3 protein-coding genes are annotated in these 17,354 nt (G+C 47.8%); all 3 read right to left on the bottom strand.

What is annotated here, in order from left to right:
- Window position 1 precedes the first annotated feature (1 nt).
- Entirely contained in the window at window positions 2–10,006 is a 10,005-nt protein-coding gene (locus JW968_05410; protein MBN1386381.1) for a carboxypeptidase regulatory-like domain-containing protein, read from the bottom strand.
- Between the two features lie 173 nt (window positions 10,007–10,179).
- On the bottom strand, window positions 10,180–12,567 hold the full coding sequence (locus tag JW968_05415) for a hypothetical protein (GenBank protein MBN1386382.1): 2,388 nt from the start codon (window positions 12,565–12,567) through the stop codon (window positions 10,180–10,182).
- A complete protein-coding gene (locus JW968_05420) occupies window positions 12,536–17,158 on the bottom strand; it encodes a hypothetical protein (protein ID MBN1386383.1) in 4,623 nt (1,540 codons plus the stop codon). Before JW968_05420 ends, JW968_05415 begins: the two co-directional genes overlap by 32 nt.
- Between the last annotated feature and the right edge of the window lie 196 nt (window positions 17,159–17,354).

The following is a 17,354-nucleotide window of genomic DNA, read 5'->3' on the forward strand; positions in this document are numbered from 1 at the left end:
CCTATTCACAGTAAAACCCTATACAAATGAGCTTAGGCCCTTTTGTATCCCTGAAAACATGCCCGACCACCATGGTCTGATGATCATACCTGTCCTCGGCAAAGAACTTTATGGTGTTCTTGCTCTCCTGCTCGAGCACCTTGACCACGCTGAACTCATTGTCGACCAGGCTGAGGGCCGACCTCTTGCCATCGATATACAGCTTTGAGTCATTCAGCCGGTAATATGAGAAGAACTCTCCTTCCAGCAGCACCTCAGGACTGGTTATCACCAAATCTCTGTAAGGCCACTCGCCTTCATAAGGGCTTCTCAGGAAAAGCTGGGCAGAGTTCTCATCAACCTCAAATATTGAAAGATAACCCTGGCCCCTGCTGCCGAGATTGTTCTTCGGTACAACAACAAGCCTGTATAACCCCTCATCCAACGGCGTATCAGGAACAAACCTGAACCTGATATCATCCATCTCGACAATCTGACCAGATAAAGGCTGGGCAGAGCCTGTCCTGAACAACTGGACCTCGGCAGACTGCATGTCCAGACCAATGTCAGAATAAATCTTTCCGGATATGTACTCCACATAAGGCAGAATGCTGCTGTAGTCAGGGTCGATATACTCCACTGTCGGGCCGATATTATTGTATACCCCTGTGACAAAAGATGAAGCTGTGTTGGAGGCTTTGTCAATGACCTCTACCTTGACCTCGTTTGAGCCATGCTGGAGCACAGCCCAATAAGAAAATGCCCCGTCCTCTGCAGGTATTGGCTCCGGATTCTGCCTGAGATTGTTCACATAGATGTTTATGCGCGACATCCTCTCGACAGCACCCTCCACATATATCAAGGTCTCATTGGTCACAAAGCCCTGCTGTGGTGAATAAATGATAGGGCTGTCAACTTTTGTATCGACAGTAAAAGTGACTGTCTTTGAACCCGGCTCGAAAGTGCCTGACGGATCACTGCATGTCATCCTGAAAGAATAAGTGGCGTTCTCCTCCAGGGACACCTGCGTCGGCGACGATGAATCTCCGGAGACAAGGGTCTCATGATAGTAATGATCCTTCCTGAACGATGCTGCCATCCTCCCGGCCCCGGTGAATATCTTGCTGACATAATCAAAAATGAAAGCGAACACATTAGAATAATCGACCCTCTCTATCCCGCAGACGGTCTCCCTCCTCGTGATGCCGCTTATCTCCGGGGTGAGATCGTTCGTATACCTCTCCGGCGAGATATCATATATGTGTATCGGATAGAAAATATCAAGGTATATAACCAGCCTCTTGTTGCCTGAAACAAGACCGGCCTGATCCTCGCAGGAGATATAGAATGTATTATTGGTCCTGTCAACCATCTGGAATGGCCTGGAGATGTCCTCTGCCATGAATCCTGCGCCGAAGTTCATGAAATCAAACCTCATCTCACTGAAAGGGACATCTGCCCGGTCATATCGGCATCTGACAGGCTCTGATCCCACAACAGACATCTCAGTCTCGTTATACATGAACATTATGAAATATTTCTCTCCGGGGAGATCGTTCACAAGCTCCTTTGTATTGACTGAAAGATCCCATCCGACTATCCTTGGCGGCTTCTTATCAATCACAACATAGTCATAATCCACTGATTCATAGCCGAACTGGTCCACACAGATGAACTTAAGCTGGGTCGGTGTCTCCTTGTTCTCATTTGAAGGGAGCTCCTCAAGCTGTGAGTAATGCTTCCTAGAAAATGAAGCTGTCATATGGACAGTCTTCTCGGCACCTGACAGAGGAGTGTACACAAGAGTGCATGTGGCCGGCTCATCAGTCTCCACTGTAATCCTCGGAGCAGGATCAAAGCTGTGCCTTGGGGCCACAAAAGTGATGATAGGCCCTGTCTTGTCAAGGATGACATTGGCCCTGTGCGACCCCTTGTTACCGGCATCATCTATCGAGAATGCATCAACAACATGGAGTGTCTTGAGATCATCAATGGAATATGGGAGCAGAACATTGTCAAGGACAAATACTGCGTGCGCAGCAGAGACGTTTGTGACAATCTCGCTGATGTATGTCACGGTCCCTTCAGGGCTTGTTATGTTCACAATCAGGTCAGTATTAAGATCTGCTATCCCCTTTATCCTGACAGGGATATAATCAAGCGTATAATTGACCAGGCCGCCTTCTGCTGAATCACCCTCAACCACCACAAGACTCCCGTCCATCGGCTCTATCTTCGTGATCTCGACAGATGGTGCGACTGTGTCCACCTCGACATCGATCGACGCTGTCCTGTTGTTGCCGGCCTTGTCGAATGCTGTCGCAAAAATCCTCCTCGTGCCCTGCTCGAACTGCTCGATGAAACTGGTAATCGCCCTGAAGAAAGGGCCGTTCAGTGCGGCGTTCCGTGACTCCACATCCCCATGCACAAGGACCCTGTCATTCTCGTCCATGAAATAATCATAATAATCCCCATCCACACCGAAATTCTGTATCCTGTTAGTCCTCCCGATATTGTCAAGATACACCTCTGGCGCCACAGTATCCACAACAAACTCCTGGAAATAAACGCCGTTGCGCGAAGCCTCATTGTCGCTGAAAATCTCATGGGCCTCAATCCGCATAAGATAAAGACTGTCATAAAGCTGGTTCTCCTTCCATGGATTCGCATAGAATGTCCAGTCATCGATCCTGCTGAAGACAACACCTATAAGCTCATCCACGAGCACTATCCTCTCGATCGAAGCATAAGTCCTGTTCGTGAACTTGACCCTGAAAGTCGGGGTGACATCATCAGAATACCAGACATCACGGAACTGCGAGCCATTAAGCAAGACAATCTCAGGATTGTCGGGAACATCCGGATCTATCTCAAACATCCAATTATAGACGCCGAGATTACCCACCACATCATATGCAATCAGTGTCGCATTGTAGACATCGGTCACCCACCTGGACGGATCATAGGATATGTCGAATTTCCTATCGTCAATCCTCCTGCATTTCAGACCGCTCTGGCAACCGAAAGTCTGGTTGTTCAGCACAAGCTGGATCGATGACATCTTGACCGGAGAGAACAAATCCTCTATCTTAGCCGTCAGTTTCAGGCGCTTGCCGTTGATCACAGAACCGCCATAAGGCCGAACCTGATATATCTCCGGAGGGGTGATATCATTTATTATGGTCCTCCTGAGGGTCTTCCCCAGATTTCCGAGCTCATCAACAGCATACATCCCTATGGTGTTGTTGCCGACAAACAAATCAAGATAGTGCTCAAACCAGCCGGTAGGATAAGGCTCGGCATACGCCTTCACAAGAACACCTTCAGGTATCCCGGATTCCAGACCCGGCGAGATGAACAGGGTTGTTATCTGATTCCCCTCATCGAAAGATGAATCCATAATCTCATAACGTTCATAGGTGAGCCTCTTGTACGCGTCATTGTTATCGTGGAATTCCAGATAGTTCCCCTCAGCAAATTTTGAGGTGACATCATTATTCACGACAATTGACGCCGAACCCTCTGAATGATGGCCATAAAGATTGGAAGCGCCGACGGGGAGTGAGAGGCCTGCGGTATGTATACCATAGGAATAATGCTGGATGTCCGAAGGCCTCTTTATCCTGCCAGAGATAACTGACATGGTCAGGTTGATGAAGCTGTTAGGCTCGACAGGCTCTGTTATCCCTGTGATCCTCCTCTGCTCAACGGCCTCATATACAACTTCACCATCCAGATCGGGCTCCAGGATTATATCAGGCGCTTTTGTGTCAATCTCGAAATACCGGCCATCGACAATGCTCTCCTCTGTACCCTCAATCCCATCCTGACTCAATGCCTTTATCAGGAACTCTGTGTTGTTACCGGAAAGCCCGTCAAAATACTCGTTGTTGTAGACCCTCATGGCAAATGTGTAATTATTCCCTGACCCGGATATCGGAGTGAGATGCTTTGTGGTGAAAGACGATGTCTTCGGGGAGAACACAGAATACTGGAAGAGGCTGATGGAGTCCAACGGCTTATCAGCAAGCACATTCACATAATAATCCCTGTTCCTGCCGATCTTGGTCTGGCCGAGAGAATTGACAAAATCAGAATCGACGGTGATGTTGAACTTTGGTGGTATGGAGTCGATTATCCTGAACAGCACATATTCCTCACCCATATTCCCGAACTGGTCATATGCCCTGAAAACTGCATTGTACCATGCCGAGCCGAGCAGTGCCCTCCCCCCGACAATCTCCGGCTCATAAAGGAAGCTATAATAAGTCTTATTCCTGTACTGCCCGACCTCCAGGGTCTTGACCATATCAAATGTCCTGTCGAAGCTGCACTGACCGGGGGCCTGAGTGGTATTCAACACAGTATAATCCCCAACTGAACCAGAATCAAACCTTTGGGTGAAAACCAATGACTGGCCCTCGCTCAGGTTCAGGTCAGAAGGGTAATAAGGAACAAGACCAAAAGGCACAGAGAAATCCACAAATGGGCCGTAGCTGCCGTTGGCCAGGAGCTTCCTTGCAGTGATGAGAAGAGAATAGAACCCTGGCTCTACAGGATCAGACTTCCATGGTGTCACCAAGTAAGTCATGGAATCATCTGTCGTCGAGACAACACAATTCATGCAGAAGTCCTCCAAAACCATATCTGAGACATGGACCTCATCATCGAAATAGACGCTGAAGTAAGGGGTCTCATTGAGCATGTACATCGTACCATTGAACACATTGCCGCCGCCATAGGTAAGAATCGGCGTGTCAGGGTAAAGAGTATCGACTATGACCTGAGGCTCACCTGCCAGATCCTGGCACATAAGCCTGAGCTCCACCTTGGTCACATTGTATGTGTATTTGTAATCCTCGGCCTCTGTCCTGAAGAACAACGGGAAGCCATACTCCAGAACAGAGTCGCTGTCAGGATCATTGCCATTGTATGTATCAGTTATGGACATGCCAGAGATATTCGGGGGGATAAGATCATTGAGTATGATGACATAATCAGAACCTGAGTTATTGAATATGTCAACTGCATTAGCCTGTATAAGATTTGGCCCAGGATAAAGCAGCACAGATGCATTGAAGCTTGAAGCATCATAGGCTGCTGTGTATGACGACAGGTTCTTCTCGCCGACGACAATGACATTCAAGTGATCAATAGATGGCTCGACATATGTGCCGAGAACATCCATAGCCTCCTGGGAATACAGCATCTGATCGAGCGGGTGGGTTATGTTCACAAGCGCGCTTAAAGTATCATTGACAAAGAAATGCCGCATCACAGAATTCGCATTCCCCAGCCTGTCCTCAGCATAGAAAGTGGCATTGTAATCCCCTATCGGGATAAGACCATGCTCAGCCGGCATGTAAACCACGCTGTACATGCCTTCATCCATTATCCCTGATGTGACATTGATCTCCGCCATGGGTATCGAAACATCGATAGGAGGATCCGAGGAATTCCTATTCCGGATTATCAGGGTGATGTTCCTCAGCTCATGTGTATAATTGGTATCAAAAACAAAAACAGAGAAATTAACAGGATAACCATACTCTGCACCGAGAGTCGGGCTGTCCGCAATCTTCTTCTTGCGATGGTCCGTTATCTCGGGCGTCTTGAAATCCGGGCCTTCCTGATCAAGTATGACAATTGCCTGGTCAAAGCCGCGGTTATTGGCTGCATCAATCGCTGTTGCCGTGATTATGTTCTCACCATTGAACAGCTCTGCCTGCTTCCTGAAACCCATCAGGTCATGATTGATCTCCGCGAGCGCAAAAAATGACCTCACGCCGTGCCTCTCCTCGACCTTTATCCACACATCCACAATATTCTCATCGTTGAATGAGCCGGTGACCCACTGCTGGGTGCTCCTTGTTATCGGCATCTCATAGACTGTGACATCCGGACCGGTCTTGTCGATCTTCATGGATCTGCAGATGACCTCCTCTGCTGTACCAGCAAGGTCAAATGACTGATAGCAAAGAGTGTAATCCCCTGAAGGCTGGGAGATAAAAACAGGATTGGCATATGCAGTGGAAGGCTCGCACCTTGATTCTCCATAACAGAAAAGGGTCTGCGCGCAGCCGAACTCGGGAGGCGGACCCTGATCAGTGTCAGAACAGTTGAAAATAACAGAAGGCTCCTTATAGAACCTTGATTCATCCAGCAGATTCCTGTAGGAATTCTCCTCCATAAACACAGCTGTCACAGGGGGCAGGCCATCAACAGTGAAAATCAGGTTGGAGACATCAAGGAGGCTGCCCAATCCGTTCTCACCATCCCTGCATTCGACATCAAACTCATAAGTCCCGCTGTCCAGATCATAGAGCGTCTCCTCATAATAGTAATGCCCTGCACCATCAGAGATGCCAAGACCCGCGAAGCCCCCATTGAAATTCTTCCAGGAACCATGCTGGGGGGCTGTCTGCATGTACCTGCAATAATCCTGCTCACCGTATGTCTTCATGAAAAGCCTGACTTCTGGCTGGACTGGCAGGGTCACATTATTGGGAGACTCGTCAAATATCAGATGGACACGGTCTATCTTCAGTATCTGCTCAATCGCACGGATATTACCATAATCATCAGAGCAGTTCAGGAAATAAGTGTAAGTGCCATCCTGCATATCAGGATATACAGTCTCGTATTGCTCATCAATATCAACCTCTGTTATGAAAAGATTCTGCCAGACATCAGAACCCTTCTTCAGCCGGTCAGTGCAGTAGACATGCTCGGATGCCTCAATCCCGATCGACAGGTTGGAAGTGAACTCATCTGCGGAACTGTTGATGACAGTGTATGTGACATCAATAGCGGGAATTATAGTATCGACAAAAATAGATTTTATATTCAGGTCCTCGACATTCTTATGCTTGTCTATTGAATAGAACCTGAGCTCTATGTCCCCCTCAAAATTCTCCAGCGGATATTCCAGGTTAGGCAGGCTTATTGAAGTCTTGCAGGTAGAAGGATCAGATGAATTGGCACAATCCATAACGATCTCATTTGTAGGACAGCAAGGAGGGAATCCTGTCCCGTTGATGCAATAAAAGCTCTTATCTGAATCGACATCAGGCAAGAACTCCAAGGTGGTGCCGGTAGAGATGATGAACATCGGCATATTTGTCAGGATGGTCGCAGGAGGAGTCTGGTCATCACGGCAAGCGATGCCTTCAGGAGTATCATCGGCAACACAATCCCTGCCATCAAGGTCATTGCCGTCCTTCACGCAAATGCCTTCTCCGGTAGTGCCTATTATCCACCTGCACCTGCCAAGCCCGCATGCATCATCACTGAGGATGTTCTCCGGGCTTGTCCTGCATACAGGATCAGGCACATCAAAACCCTGCATACCGAGGCCCTCACAGGCAATCCTGTCAGAATACTGCTCACACTGCTTGGTCGAATCACATGAATAGCATTGGGTCTCGTCCTCATTGGAATAGCACTTGCCGAGCAATGAACATACCCCTGGAGTGCAATGTGTGTTCTCAAAAGGAGGCTTATCAGGACCGCAAAGCCCGCACTTATTGCCATCATAACCCGGCTCATAACAGATGCCTTTGCCCAACTCACCGAAATAATCCACAAACTGGGCCCATTCACACCCTTTCCCGTTGCCAGCCACACAATTATTGGTTGTGCATGCATATTCAGACCTGTAATCATAGCATGAATGCGGCATCCTGCAATCCATGCAGGCATCAACAGATGTCTGCGAGACATCATAATAGCAGTACATGTGCTCCGGCGGATTTGCCGAATTATTGTATTCACAGGTCAGGCTGTCATACTCAAGATCATAATACAATCCGAAGAGATTATAGTACTCGCCGAGGTTCTCGCAATAACCGAAAGCCATCTCGCACCAGGTCAAATTATCAAGCTCAAGACAGAAAGCATCATTGCTCCCAAGCATCTCCCTGCAATCCCCGCCAGAAGAGAAGTTAGTGCCATTCCAGGCAGCCATCTGGTTCATCTCATTGCAGCGAGCACGGATGTACTTGAGCTCTGCGCCAGGCTGCGGCTCCTCGATGTCATCCATGCAGAACTCTGTCTCCTCAAGCATATCCTCACACTGATGATCTCCGGGGCTGGCACCTATCCTGTTGCTCTCATTAACATCCATATTATGGCTGAAGACAACAAGGAAATAAGAGTAAGGGATATCCCAATGCACATCATAATCAATATAATTTCTCTTCTCTTTTGTGAGCCTGGTCAGAGGGAGGCCATCCTTGAAAAGATAGAACTCCTTGACATTCTCAGGACATGACTGGTTCCAGGTGAATTCCAGAAGCTCCTCACCCCTGGTCCAGTGCACCCCAAGCTGAGGAGGGGGGATGCCGAACATGCAGCTTGTGTTCACAGGCACCATCGTGAAATTCCTCTCAGTGACCTGATTCGAAATGATGTTTACTGACTGGTTAATATTCTCAAAAAGATGCTTCTTGATGACAACATCATACTCCCCCGGGCTTACGCCGCCTATCGTGAAATAGCCTTCAACATTTGTATAAGTTGAAAACTCATAACTGCCATAAAGCTTGACATAAGCCTCCTCTATCGGCGACCCTGAGCTGTTAAGCACATAACCCCTGAACAAGCCACCGGCAACACACATCTGGGTCTGGTAATTCGCGCCGCAGCAATAGCCTGCTGCAGTGTTCACATTTATGTACTCGTCGCCGCAATAGCAGTATGGGCCGCTCAGACCGGAAATGTTCGTCCTCGAGACAGGAAGATTCGTGGCATTGCCGTTAAGGCATGGAGGTATCGGCTCGCAAGGCACGTCACAGCAGCCGAAATCAGAGCCCTGATACTGCACATTCTGGCAGTCAAGCGGCAGGCCATAATACTCACCACCTGCACCGCTGCACTGATAGCCGAAGACACAGCACTGGCCAAGCATGTCAAGACAAGTCTGCGCGCACCTGCACTGGCCCTCAATGCAGTAACCTTCACACGGGGCGCCATTGAGATAAGTCGGATCGCACTCCTCGCCATCATCAATATCGCTGTTGCCGCAAAGCTCAGAAGACGGAGTCCTGACAAGCTGGAAATCCAGCTGATTCTGCATCCCTGCAATGACCATCTTCTGCAGGACATTGCTATTGTATCCGGGAGCAGTCGCAGTGAATACCTTAAGGCCCTGCTGAACATTCGTGATGACATACTGTCCATTCCCCCCAGTATAGGCATTGGGAAGACCTTCTGTAAAAATAGTGGCGCCAACAGGCATACCTGTCTCGAAATCAGTGACATTACCGAAGACTATGCCCATATCTGTCGCAATCGTCAAAACCAAAGTGACATCAGCAGCGGCATTCTGCGAGATGGTGACTGTACTGGATACAGGGGCATAACCCTGGGCATATGCAGTGACCTCATGCTGGCCGACAGGTATTCTTGGAATGCTGAAAGCACCGGTGCTTGAGCTGGGTATAGCCGCCTTGTCAGCAATCCTCACTTCCCTATTCGTGGCCGTGATCACCGAATTGCCAGGACCGAACATGTGGCCTGTCAGGTTTCCTGTGGCAGCAGGAGCGCCTATATCGCAGACATCAACACAGGCCTCATTAGGAAAAAATATCGTGCCATCAAAAGGGCTCGGGGGGACAATGATGCAATTATTCCTGTTTATCGAATCACGGCAATCCTGCACCTGATTCTGGGCGACATAGGCACAGCAGCCAGTTGTGCAGGGATTAGGAACGATATCAATCATAGAACATGAAAAAGAATCCTCGTCATAGTAGACAAAACCATTGGGAGGGGGACAGTCGCTGTGGGTCTCTGTTTTGCATGAATCAACGCAGCAGCCTATCTGATTGCAGATCTCAGTCTGATCGCATGGGCTGTCAGGATCATACTGCTCAGGGGTGCATGAGCCGCCAGGACAGCATTGCTCATAAGTTATATGATCAGGGACAGTCTTGCAGAAAAGCGAAGAGGTCTGCTTGAAACAACAGCCCCTCAATGACTGGGCCTCAACAGGAGAATAAGAGATGAGCAGATTAAAAAGTAACATAAGTACTATAAGAACTATCAAATACCTCTTTTTCATCTATTCACCATATTGGCCGGCAAGGCCATCAAATATGAAAATAAAGCTAAAGGCTATTTAAAAAGGTTTTGATTTTGACATGATCAGAGAAAAACAGGCAGAAAGTCTTAAACCATTCAATAATAGCTTTTTAAGGCTTATGTATTACAATAATCTCTCACGCTTGGATCAGGATTCCAATCACAACCATTGGCACACTCCGGCTGGCAGACATAGGCATAATTGCATTTCCCGTTGCCCCTGCATGATCCTTTGCACAGATATGACCCTCCATTGCTGTAAACCCCATTAGGGCCTGAAGAGCATTTCAATTGTGAACCACATTCAACATTATCAGACAGAGAAGTGTTCACACAGTGATCAACACCATAAGTGCAACGATTGCATAACGGATGCTGGCCGGGCTCATCAGCGCATTCCTCAATCAATACAAAATCCTCAACAACATCTCCAGTGCAGGTGTTGCCCCGAGTACCATCACATTCCCTTGTAAAGGTCCTCTTGTAGACTGCATTTTCTGGACCTGATGGGGGAGGCCTGTTCTGGTCAGGCAGGGGATCATGGTTTGCCCAACCCTGGTTTTTTACAGGATCCTTTATCCGACAACCATAGTCGACAAGCTCAAAGCAGAGCTTCGAATCATCAGAAAGGGTGAAATCATCCTCACAGCAGGTATGATTCGCCTGATAAGGATTCGGCTGATTAGAATATGATAAGAAAGCAAGATTGTTGAATGGATAAGAAGGAGAAGTGCTCCTGTGAGGAAGACATTCCATAACTTCCAGATTAAGCCTCTGCTCGCCGATCACAGAAGGGGCTCCGGTGTCCCTCGCCCTTGCAATGATCGTGTGATTCTTGACGGGCGAAAAAAAAAAATTATAATCTATACCATGATACGATGTGTAATAGTTCCTGAGACCGCCGACCTCGTTGATTGTCCATGGGATGAACTGCTCCTCCACAGTGCTCCAGTCAATGGTGAACGGCTGGGTTATGTCCATCCAAGAGAATTCAAGGGCACCTTTCGCATAGGTGTCGGCAGTGTTGCTTGCATTGAAGAGATAAGGATCCTCAGGAGAGGCATAATTATCATTGATATCAGCATAGAGATTAGAGCCCTTCACATTCAGCCTCGGCTTGTCGTCGACAAAAATCCTTACATTCTGGAAATCCCTGTTGCCGGCAGCATCTGTCACTGTTATCGTGACCTCATGGGGGCCGATGTCGCTCCCTGTGGGGACGTATGAAGCGCATCTTGACTTGTCGATGACGCCAGTGACCGGGTTCCTGCAATTCTCACCGCTGTTAGCGTAGAGGACTGAACTCTCCCAGACAGCATCAAGCCAGCCGGTATATGAATATCTTATTTCGTCGTCATCAGGATCAAAAGCCAGCGGCGCCAGGATTATCGGCTCATCCTGGGCAACATATACATCATAATTCTTGGGATCAGGATTAGCCTCCTTCTTTGTGAAATAATCCAGCGCCGGAGGCCTGTTCCTGACAGCAAAGCTGAACTGATAGACATCACCCCTGAATCTCGAGAACGAATCATTGATTATTATTATTGAATCAAGCGTCTCCGGATCCACAAATTTCATCACAGAAATGCCATTAATCTCCTTCTCATTGGCCATATCAAGGATGCCGTTCCGGATATCATAAGTGACATCATTGATCTCAGCATCGACTGCCGGCCTGACCAGATCCTGGAAGATGTGGAAAAGCCTCACATCCTCATCGGCGGTGAACTCCCGCAGCTCAGCCTCCTTGCCTTCCATCTCGACCCTCAGCGGGAAAATCAACCTGAAAAGCACATCCTTATGGCCGAAAGACACCTTGACATTCATTATTCCTGGCGAGATGTCATAGCCCAGCGACTCGGAAAAGTAAGAGAAGTTTATGCACGACTGCGTCCTGTTCAGGACATAATGCTCCATCTGCTCCTGGATGGAATAGCCATCGCACTTGATGCAGCGGCAGTCATAATCAAGGCCTGTGAGATTGCTGAACTTGCACATCTCAGGGAAAACAGACTTCTGGGGCTCGCCCTTGGAACCGAAAAGATACTGGTCCATGGTATGATCATAAGACCTGAAGCACTGCTCGCCTGTCCACGCCGGAACACTGCTGTGGGCATAACATGGGTAATAAGGAGGTGAGGAGACAAGATAAGCGCTCGGGCTGTAAACCTGATATGCTATTGACCTGTTGTCGAACATAAGGTATGGGATATCCCAGTCGACAAGAGAGCCTTCCACGCTGTGGATGAAGCCTCCCCTGCTGACCATGTCGAGCGCTTCCTGGCTTGCCTTAGACAGGCATGAATCCACATAATATTTCAACGAAGCCAGCTGTGTGCCTGAAGCGAGGATATCGCTCTGCTGCTCCCCGAGACCGGTGCCGCGGCTCTTTATGAAGAAAATGAGCGAGAATGCTATGACAACAACAATACCCAACACAATGAAAAGAGTTATCTGGGCCTTACGGGTCCTACTCTGTCGTGTAGTCATCTTCTTTACCATATTCAGGCCTCAGCTTGTTTGTGAGTTCATACCAGTAAGAGAACAGATTATTCTCGTCCATAGAAGAGATGTAATACGCATTGTTCTTCTTCTCACATGAGAAGGGCTGCGTGATGTTCAATGAATCGCAGAGATTGACCTCTGTGCCGTGGACTTCCATGATTATGAAAGTCCTGTCCATCCACTGGTCAGGATCCTCCAGAGAAAAACGATCATAGACAGTCTCATAAACAGCCATTATCCTGACACCATCCGGATTATATGCCATGTAAATCTTGTCAAAATCCTTTGTCATGTTCAGGAACCCCTTCTCCAGCGAAGTGCCGAGCATGGGGTCCTTAGGCACAACAATCCTTATCAGATCAAACCACAGCCTCTTGATCGTGGACTTGAAGATGTCCCAGAAATCAACACTGCCCGGGCTCGCTCCATCCTTTGATGCAAGTATGAGCTGATACTCCCCATTATACCACACATCAGCCACCCCGTTGCTGGAATAGCTCCCGCACTTATTGAATGACTCCCCTGTGCCAGAGCAGCTCGTGTTGGCTATATTGAAGACATCAGTGAACCACTCTGAGGAATTCTCAAGAACACCATTCAGGCTGGTGCCGAACATCACCTTGCTGGCCTGCTCGCCCGGCTCCTCCTTCTCATTGAACCCGTATTTCAGGATGCAGACCCTGTTTGCGCAGGGGACATCGGTTGTCGCATAACGGCAGCCTGAACTCGAGCTGAAATAATAATCAGCCCAGATGGGCTTGTCAAGGACACCATAAAGATAAAAATTTACGGCCATGTCATAATCATCACAGTAGAGCGTAAAGGGCTTCGAAGAATAACCCCCGAGAGCATCAAGCATCGACAGAGCCACATACTTTGTCCTGGTTGTCCAGTTCCCCTTCTCGCAGACGTAATCCTTCTCAGTGCCATGGATTATGTCATATACATAAGATGTATCATTAAGGCAGGAAGGGGTCTTTGACCCATTATAATATGCGAGAACAGACAAATCCTCGAACTGGGCATTGTCCATGTCAGGCAAGACAAGGCACTGTGTGGGATCAGGACAATATCCCTCCAGCTTGTAATCCCAGGTGTATTTTGGCTCAGAAGTAGTCCAGTTGCCATTAATGCACCTGTATCCATGCTGGGGCAGGTCCTGATTATATTTCATGTTCCTGACACACATTGAGCCGTTCCAGCACTCCATCTGGGCGCAGCACTCAGCCCTCTGATGTGGCTCCTCCTCAGGTATCCATGCAATGAATTTCAGTGTCTTGTTAAGATCATCATGGGTCTTCCATATCTCCTGATAAGAGCAGTACCACTGCCCCATCTTCTCGCAGTAAGGCTTGTCCTCGACAAGATAACCGCTGCTGAGGGAATCCTTGACATCAAGAAGATCATCATTCCTGTCCACAAGCTCACCGCTCAGGTTACAGCCGAATGACTCGTCAAACTCATGGCCGAAGAAATCAATCAGCTCGGTGAAAGAACCATTATAAGGCTTGTTCGGGTCCTTCGCCTCTGTGTGATAGCTGAAAGGGGGCTTTGAATAGGGATTATCATTATAACCTGACCTTATGTAATCATTGCCTATTGCGCAGCCATAGAAGCTGCCATTGAGGTTGATGACCTCCCTGATCTCGCTCTCAATCTCCTCGCCATCATCGCTCGCAGTGCAGACAACTGATTCATCATGGTTCACCTTTGTGGAATCCCAGCAGCCGACAGCCTTGTCATCTGCATACAGGGTGTCCTCGATGAAAAAGCGGATGTCCTCCTCATCATCAGGATTGTTCGGGTCGAGGTCTTCCTCATCAAAGGCCTCACCCCAGTCAAACCAGTCATTTATGTCATCATTATAGACCTCATTATCATCGCATGGCTCGCCGCAACAATGCTGGCCTGTCCAGCCATCACCATGGCTGTTGCAGGCAGGCTCGTCACCGAGGAAATCAATGTCATCATACCACATCGCATCGGAGGCACAATACCAGCATTCCACTATGCCTGTGGAATTGTCCTCCCTGAGATTCTGCGTCGATCCCACATAAGCAGGAGTATCCCTCCCCATCCCTGCCTGGTCATAGCTATAGCTCTGATTGCCCTGGCATTCAGAGATTGTGCCGTTAATCTGGGATGTGTCACCTGTAGGCAGATAACAGAGATACTGGTGTGGACCAAGCTCAGCATCAGCATCAATATCCTCTAATATGTGATTCATCTCCTCAGAATCTGCGATGGTCTCGAACCACCTGGACCTCTCACATTCCACAAAAGATGAACCTCTCGAAAGGAACTCATTATCAGTATCAATGCACACAAAAGTGAAGATATCCCCGGCGGTGCTGGAATTCGAATTCGTTACCTTATTGCTGTTTTCTGTATCGCAGAATGATGCAACTGTGTGGAAGCCGCAGTCACCATCGCTATCACTGCCATCATCGCTATCATAGTAGAAAGGATAGACATCATCACCGCAGCAATATGGATACCCGCCACCTTTCGCAGCCATGTGGTCAGAGACAGCATGGCCTGTTATTGAAGACATGCCATGGCCATCATCAGGGGAATAATCCTGAGCATCACCCCCTGAGAAAAACTGCGGCATACTGATGGAAGAGAGGCGCACAGAGAAACCTGTGATGAGATTCGAGGATGCTGATGCGAACCTTGAGATGAAATCTCTTATATCTGACTTCGGGGGAGATGTTATTATAATCGGCGTTTTATCAATGGACATAGGGGAACTTCCACCTGGATCAAAATATTCACATTGGCCATCATCACAATAATCCTCCTCTTCACAATCATCATCATCCTGACAGCCACAAAGGTTTGATGTAGTGTTGCACCAGTGACCTGAGTATGCATTTGAACAATCACCATCATTTGTACAGCGGCATTTTCCATCCTTGCACAACCCTGACAAGCAATCTGCAGGTGCATTGCAATCATACCCATAACCCCTCGGCCCGCCTGAATCATCAAAGACACACTTGCCGATAATAGAACAGATATCGCCGCCGCCAAGATGTTCAGCACATCCTGGTTTTTCCAGACATTCTTCACAATCATCATAATCAGCACATCCGCAGAAACTGCCGCCTGCGGTTGCGACACATCTCTTGGATTTGCAGTCAGTGCATTCAGTGCATGGGTCCCCGACCTCGCCCGGGTCTGTCACTTTTTCACACTTGCCTGTGCAGTCATTGCAGACAAGATCGCAATCAGGATCATTTCCTGGACAGCATTCCTCATCCACCATGCATTCAGGATCGCTCACAGTAATGCCCGGACCTGCCCAGTTGAAATTCCCGTCAGAGTACCTGTCAAAGAACTCGCAGAAACCAGAGCAGCCATCAGGGTCAACATTTATCCTATCAAGGCCCTCGTCGCCATAACAGCCATTAGGACAAGAATAAGTATAAACCTTGTAAGTCGGAGCATCTGGATTGTTACAGCTGCTGTCGTAATAAGAACCATTGTAGAACCACCAACCCATGGCCTTCTCTGAACAGTAATCATTATATCGACAAATGTCAGGCATCTCACCCGGATCCCAATTATCCTCATGACAATTAGCACCAGGATCACACCAGTACTGGGAGCCTGCTATGCAGGCATCATGCATTGTATCGAAATCAATCTCAGCCAAAGACTGCCTGAGATAATTATGCCCATCCCTGGGCTGGTCATTCGTGACAGTCATTTCAAGGAAAAGCTCACCCTCCTCCGATATGCAGTCATAAAAAGGTCCATCATATCTTATTATATCCTCATTCTTGATGCCAGTTGTCAAGTAAAGAGTCGACGGAACTGTCTTCTCACCCAGGAATTCGTTATATGATTTCTGGTTGACAATCTCATCCATCTTGTATGAGGAAAAAGTCTGAGAGGCAATTTTGCAGAAAACCTCATCCCTATCCTCATCATCAGGGACAAGGACAAGATTAATCTCGGCAATCCCATCATCTTTATTAGGGTCTAACCAACCCTGCGGATCATCATCCTCATCGCTGATGCCTTTACATTGGGGCTCTTTGCAGTAATCAATATTGCAGTAAGCCTCAAGATAATCATAGGTCATGTAACACAGGAAAAGATATCTAAGCCCGCTATTTATCCTTATTATGCGAAAAACATGACTTCCTTCGGCATTCTCATAATCTTCACCCATAGGTGCCATGGCATCTTCCAAATTATTGCATTCAAAATTATTGTCATCAGTGTACACCATAATGATATCATTTATGGGCTTATCAGTATCCTCGGTAGCAACAATCGCCTCGCTATATTTTTTCTTCTTAAAATGAATATACTTATCCTGGCCCTGGAAAATTCTTATGCCTCCAGAAGCGGTGTTAGAGAGTGAGAGGTCTGTTATGACCTGACTATCCGGATCCGTAATAAGCTCTTTCTTGATGCAAAGACGGTTGCAGTGGGCGTGTTCATCCTCGGCGCCTTCATCACCGTGTGGTATACAGGCCTCACCTGCAGCAAAATATCCAGCAGGACAAGAATAAGATCCGCCTCCGAAGAAAACACCAAGGTCCTCATACCTATTGAAAATCTGATTTTTCACTATAATATCTGTCACAGCCATGGGGGCCTCATTCTTGCACTGGATAAGATCCGCTCCGAGAATATCAGGAAGAGAAGCCAAGCTAACAAGCAGAAAAACTAACAAAAAGCCTCTTTTTTTCAAGTGCACTATTCATCTACCCCATATCAGGACATTTAAAAACAGCTTTATAAATATTTCGTTAAGAAAACATCAA

It is taken from the genome of Candidatus Woesearchaeota archaeon (assembly GCA_016928155.1).
In the GTDB taxonomy this organism is placed as follows: domain Archaea; phylum Nanobdellota; class Nanobdellia; order Woesearchaeales; family JAFGLG01; genus JAFGLG01.

Coding starts and splice junctions, on each gene's coding strand:
- JW968_05410 (MBN1386381.1), bottom strand. CDS start 10,006: ATGTTACTTTTTAATCTGCTCATCTCTTATTCTCCTGTTGAGGCCCAG.
- JW968_05415 (MBN1386382.1), bottom strand. CDS start 12,567: ATGGTAAAGAAGATGACTACACGACAGAGTAGGACCCGTAAGGCCCAG.